Genomic DNA, 5113 nt, shown 5'->3' on the forward strand with positions numbered 1-5113 from the left:
TGCTGTTGTTCATCAATACCTTGCAGTGGTACTTGCAGCGCCGCACGAGCCGCGGCAGCGCGGGCCCGGCGCCAGGCGCTGCAACGAGTGTCGCGGCGATCGGCGGAGGTGCGCAATGAGCCGCCATCCCGAGCATGACGTGAACCGCGCGGAGCAGACTGCGGCCGTGGCGCCGCGTGCGCCGCTGAACGTCGCGCGCCGGCCCGACCCCGTGACCGAGCGGCCGGTGGTGCGTTGGCTGCTGACCGGCATCGCGCTGCTGTTTCTCGCGCTGTTCCTGGTCGTGCCGCTGGTGGCCGTGTTCTATCAGGCGTTGAACAAGGGCCTCGCGTTCTATTTCGAAGCGCTCGCCGATCCCGATGCGCTCGCGGCCATCAAGCTGACCGTGATTACCGCCGCGATCGCGGTGCCGTTGAATCTCGTGTTCGGTCTGGTGGCCTCGTGGTGTATCGCGAAGTTCGAATTCCGCGGCAAGGCGCTGCTGACCACGCTGATCGATCTGCCGTTCTCGGTGTCGCCGGTGATTTCGGGTTTGATCTACGTGCTGATGTTCGGCGCACAAGGCTGGTTCGGTCCGTGGCTGCAGGCGCATGACGTGCAGATCATCTTCGCAGTGCCGGGCATCGTGATGGCGACCATCTTCGTCACGTTCCCGTTCGTCGCGCGCGAGCTGATTCCGCTGATGCAGGCGCAAGGCAATGACGAAGAAGAGGCCGCGCACGTGCTGGGTGCCTCGGGCTGGCAGATCTTCCGCCGCGTCACGCTGCCGAACATCAAGTGGGGTCTGCTGTACGGCGTGATTCTGTGTAACGCGCGGGCGATGGGCGAGTTCGGCGCGGTCTCGGTGGTGTCCGGCCACATTCGCGGCCAGACCGACACGATGCCGCTGCACGTCGAGATTCTCTACAACGAATACAACTTCTCGGCGGCGTTCGCTGTGGCGTCGGTGCTGGCCCTGCTCGCACTCGTGACGCTGGGGCTCAAGCTGCTCGCCGAGCGCCATATGTCGGCGGAGCTGTCGGCCGCGCGCGATGTGCCTGCCTATGCCGGGCCGCCCACGCAGACCACCGCCGCGGCATCGGGATCGCACACTGCGGCGCGTTCCGTTTCGTCTTCTTTCCAGCAGTCCGTCAATACGACGCATGCATCGCAGCAACACCCGCTCAAGCAAGGAGAGCTGTAATGGGTATCACTGTTCGTAACCTGCAAAAGCGCTTCGGCGATTTCGTCGCGCTCGACAACGTCTCGCTCGATTTTCCGCCGGGCGAACTGGTTGCGCTGCTCGGGCCGTCGGGTTGTGGCAAGACCACCTTGCTGCGTGTGATCGCCGGACTGGAATACGCGGACGGCGGCCAGGTCGTGCTGCAAGGGCAGGATGTCGCGACGGTCGGCGCGCGCGAGCGTGAAGTGGGTTTCGTGTTCCAGCACTACGCGCTGTTCCGCCACATGACGGTGTTCGAGAACGTGGCGTTCGGCCTACGCGTGAAGCCGCGCAAGGAGCGGCCGTCCGAAGCGGTGATCCGCGAAAAGGTGCATGAGTTGCTCAAGCTCGTGCAGCTCGACTGGCTTGCGCAACGCTATCCGTCGGAACTGTCGGGCGGTCAGCGGCAACGGATCGCCTTGGCGCGCGCGCTCGCGGTCGAGCCGAAAGTGCTGCTGCTCGACGAGCCGTTCGGCGCGCTCGACGCCAAGGTGCGCAAGGAGCTGCGTAGCTGGCTGCGGCGTCTGCACGACGATCTGCATATCTCGACGATCTTCGTCACGCACGATCAGGAAGAAGCGCTCGAAGTGGCCGACCGTATCGTCGTGCTCAATCGCGGTCATGTGGAGCAGGTGGGCAGTCCGCAAGACGTGTACGACCATCCGCAGACCTCGTTCGTCTACGAGTTTCTCGGCGCGGCGAACCGTCTGCACGGCAAGGTCGACGCGAGCGGCTTCGTGGTCGACGGCGCCGCGCTGCCGGTCGCGATCACCGCCGGTTTCAGCGGCCCGGCTTTCGCCTACGTGCGGCCGCACGATCTGCAGTTGTATCCGCAGGCGGCGGGTCATCGCGAAGGCATCGTCGTCGACGTGCGGCGCGTGGTGACGCTGGGCGGCTCGGTGCGCGTCGAACTCGCGGGCCGCGAAGGCAATCTGCTGGAAGCCGAACTCGATCGCGAATCGTGGCGTGATCTGCAACTGGCGGTCGGCGACGGCGTGACGGCGGTGCCGCGCGCACTGCGCGTTTTTCCGGCGCAGTGAGGCAGGCGCGCAGCAACAGACTGCGCGCATCGCACGGCAACACACCGGCGACGCAAGCGGATAACGCTGCGTCGAGCGGCGTTTCGACAGAACTCGAATAACTCAACTCTGGCTGAACCGGAGACATACAGATGAATTTCCAGCAATTGCGCTTCGTGCGCGAGGCCGTGCGTCAGAACATGAATCTGACCGAAGTGGCGAACGTGCTGTACACGTCGCAGTCGGGCGTATCGAAACAGATCAAGGATCTGGAAGACGAACTCGGCGTCGATATTTTCATCCGGCGCGGCAAGCGCCTGACGGGCCTGACCGAGCCGGGTAAGGCGGTGCATCAGCTGATCGAGCGGATGCTGCTCGACGCGGAGAATCTGCGCCGCGTCGCGCGCCAGTTCGCCGATCAGGACAGCGGCCATCTCGTCGTGGCGACTACGCACACGCAGGCACGTTACGCGCTGCCCAAGGTAATTCGCCAGTTCACCGAAGTATTTCCGAAGGTGCACCTGGCGCTGCGTCAGGGCAGCCCGCAGCAGATCGCGCAGATGATCATCAACGGCGAAGCGGATATCGGCATTTCGACCGAAGCGCTCGACCGCTTCCCGGATATCGTCACGTTGCCGTGTTATTCGTGGCATCACGTCGTGGTGGTGCCAAAGGATCACCCGCTGGTGGGGCGGCCGAGTCTGACGCTCGACGAGATCGCCGAATTCCCGATCGTCACGTACGACCAGGACTTCACGGGCCGCTCGCACATCGACCAGGCGTTCGCGAAAGCGGGCGCGCTGCCCGACGTCGTGCTGACCGCGATCGACGCCGACGTGATCAAGACCTACGTCGAACTCGGCATGGGCATCGGCGTGGTCGCGGCGATGGCCTATGATCCGAAGCGCGACACCGAACTGGTCGCACTCGACACGCAGCATCTGTTCGAAGCGAGCACGACGCGTGTCGGTCTGCGCAAGGGCGCGTTCCTGCGTGCGTACGCGTACCGGCTGATCGAAATGTTCGCGCCGCAGCTGAATGAAGCGGACATTGCCGCCCAGTTGCGCGAAGCGGTTTGAGGAAAGGCGCCGGGCTGTGGAGGTCCGGCGCGGGTTTCGCGCGTGACTCGATGCGCGCCTGCACTCGTAGCCAGGCGCGAACTTCGGGCCGGGCCAAAACGAACGGGCATCCGCTTAATCCCGCGTGGCGGCGCGCGACGCATCGCTTACAATCGCCGCCATGAATACTTTGACATCTTCTTGCGCGCTGCCGCGCATCGCCGTGCTGGCGACCGGCGGCACGATCGCCGGGGCGGCCGCGGACGCGACCAATACGTCCGGCTACCAGGCGGGCGTCGTCGGCGTCGATCAATTGCTGGCCGCGGTGCCGGCTTTGTCGACGGTGGCGCGGATCGCGCCCGAACAGATTGCCAGCGTCGACAGCAAAGACATGACAATGTCGTTGTGGACCACGCTCGCGCAACGCATCAATACGCTGCTCGCGACCGACGAGGTCGACGGCGTAGTGGTCACGCATGGCACCGACACGCTCGAAGAAACCGCATATCTGCTGCATCTGACCATCAAGTCCGACAAGCCGGTGGTGCTCACCGCGGCAATGCGCCCGGCCTCCGCACTGTCGGCCGATGGTCCACTGAATCTGCTGAATGCGGTGAGCGTCGCCGCACAGGCGGGCTCGCGCGGGCAGGGCGTGCTGGTCGCGTTCAACAACCGCATTCATAGCGCACGCGACGTGGTCAAGACGAGCACGTACGCGGTCGATGCGTTCCAGTCGCCGGAGATCGGCGCACTCGGCTGGGTGCAGGACGGCCGGGTCGAATTCCAGCGCGCCGTGGTGCGCGCGCATACGCTCGCCACGGGGTTCGTGATCGGCTCGAACTGGCCGCATGTGGAGATCGTCACGAGCTACGCGGGCGTGTCGCGGATCGCCGTCGATGCGCTGGTGGCCGCCGGGGTGCGCGGTATCGTCGTCGCGGGCACGGGCAACGGCTCGATTCATCAGTCGATGCTGCAGGCGCTCGCCGACGCCGCGTCGCAAGGCGTGGCGATAGTGCGCGCGTCGCGCGTGGGTTCGGGACACGTGATGCACAACGGCGCCGCCGCCGACGACGCGCTCGGCTTCATCAGCGCGGGTTCGCTGAATCCGTACAAGGCGCGGGTGCTGCTGATGCTGGCGCTGGCCGCGGGCGGCACGGGGCCGGTTGCATTGCAGAAGGTGTTCGACACGTTCTGACGATGCGGCGCTAGCTCTGCCCGGCTGGCGGCTTGCGCCGGTGCTGCCTATTGTGAACGCCCAATGAAGTGAACGCCCAATGAAGTGAACGCCCAATGAAAAACGCGGCGCACGGGTCGATGACCCGGGCGCCGCGTTGTCGTTTTCCAAGTGCGTCTTCACGCCGATGCGGAAGGACGTGTCATGCCCGCCTTTTCACTGTGGCGGAATCACCAGCACCTGGCCTGGGTAGATCTTGTCCGGGCTCTTCAACATCGGCGTGTTCGCCTGGAAGATGACATCGTTCTTTGCGCCGCTGCCGTAGTACTTCTCCGCAATCTTCCACAGATTGTCGCCGGATACGACCGTATGGAACTGCGTCGGCGCGGCGGCCGGCGTGGTAACGGTCAATTGATCGTCGACCTTGTCGACGTTTTGCACGTTGCCGGCGGCGACGAGGATCTTGTCTTTGGTCGGCTGATCTGCCGCCTCACCGGCGACGGTGACGGTATGGCTCGTGCCGTCGTACGTGACCTGAAGATTGATGGCGTCGAGGCCCTGGCTGCGGATATACGTGGCGATCGCGTCGCCCGCGGTTTTATTCAGGGCGGCCAGATCGGGCGCGGCGGGGGCGGCTTGCGCGGGCGTAGAGGCGGCGCCG

5 protein-coding genes and 1 pseudogene are annotated in these 5113 nt (G+C 65.1%); 5 read left to right on the top strand and 1 reads right to left on the bottom strand.

Features of this window, described 5'->3' with window-relative positions:
• From CIC12_RS32955 to CIC12_RS06510, 5 genes and pseudogenes are all read left to right on the top strand, one after another.
• A pseudogene (locus CIC12_RS32955) lies at positions 1-119 on the top strand (sulfate ABC transporter permease subunit CysT); the annotation flags it as partial.
• Positions 116-1183 (top strand): sulfate ABC transporter permease subunit CysW, encoded by a 1068-nt coding sequence (gene cysW, locus CIC12_RS06495; RefSeq protein WP_174771941.1) that lies wholly within the window; start codon positions 116-118, stop codon positions 1181-1183. The pseudogene CIC12_RS32955 and the gene cysW, both read left to right, overlap by 4 nt.
• Positions 1183-2241 carry a sulfate/molybdate ABC transporter ATP-binding protein gene (locus tag CIC12_RS06500; RefSeq protein ID WP_168663257.1) on the top strand — a complete coding sequence of 353 codons (1059 nt, stop codon included), beginning with the start codon at positions 1183-1185 and terminating at the stop codon, positions 2239-2241. The genes cysW and CIC12_RS06500 overlap by 1 nt, the downstream gene beginning before the upstream one ends.
• Positions 2242-2372: 131 nt before the next feature.
• Positions 2373-3299: a CysB family HTH-type transcriptional regulator gene (locus CIC12_RS06505; protein WP_168663259.1), complete on the top strand. Its 927-nt coding sequence runs from the start codon at positions 2373-2375 to the stop codon at positions 3297-3299.
• 160 nt (positions 3300-3459) lie between these two features.
• Positions 3460-4473, top strand: coding sequence for an asparaginase (locus CIC12_RS06510; protein ID WP_168663261.1), 1014 nt, complete (start codon positions 3460-3462; stop codon positions 4471-4473).
• A 195-nt stretch (positions 4474-4668) separates the two neighbouring features.
• Here CIC12_RS06510 and lysM read toward each other — a convergent pair.
• On the bottom strand, positions 4669-5113 hold a 445-nt coding region (lysM, locus tag CIC12_RS06515; protein WP_168663263.1), incomplete at its 5' end, for a peptidoglycan-binding protein LysM.

It is taken from the genome of Paraburkholderia sp. SG-MS1 (assembly GCF_012275575.1).
GTDB lineage: Bacteria > Pseudomonadota > Gammaproteobacteria > Burkholderiales > Burkholderiaceae > Paraburkholderia.

What these genes read in the sequence shown, in the direction of transcription:
- CIC12_RS06505 (WP_168663259.1), top strand. Translation starts at nt 2,373, where the DNA reads ATGAATTTCCAGCAATTGCGCTTCGTGCGCGAGGCCGTGCGTCAGAAC.
- cysW (WP_174771941.1), top strand. Translation starts at nt 116, where the DNA reads ATGAGCCGCCATCCCGAGCATGACGTGAACCGCGCGGAGCAGACTGCG.
- CIC12_RS06510 (WP_168663261.1), top strand. Translation starts at nt 3,460, where the DNA reads ATGAATACTTTGACATCTTCTTGCGCGCTGCCGCGCATCGCCGTGCTG.
- CIC12_RS06500 (WP_168663257.1), top strand. Translation starts at nt 1,183, where the DNA reads ATGGGTATCACTGTTCGTAACCTGCAAAAGCGCTTCGGCGATTTCGTC.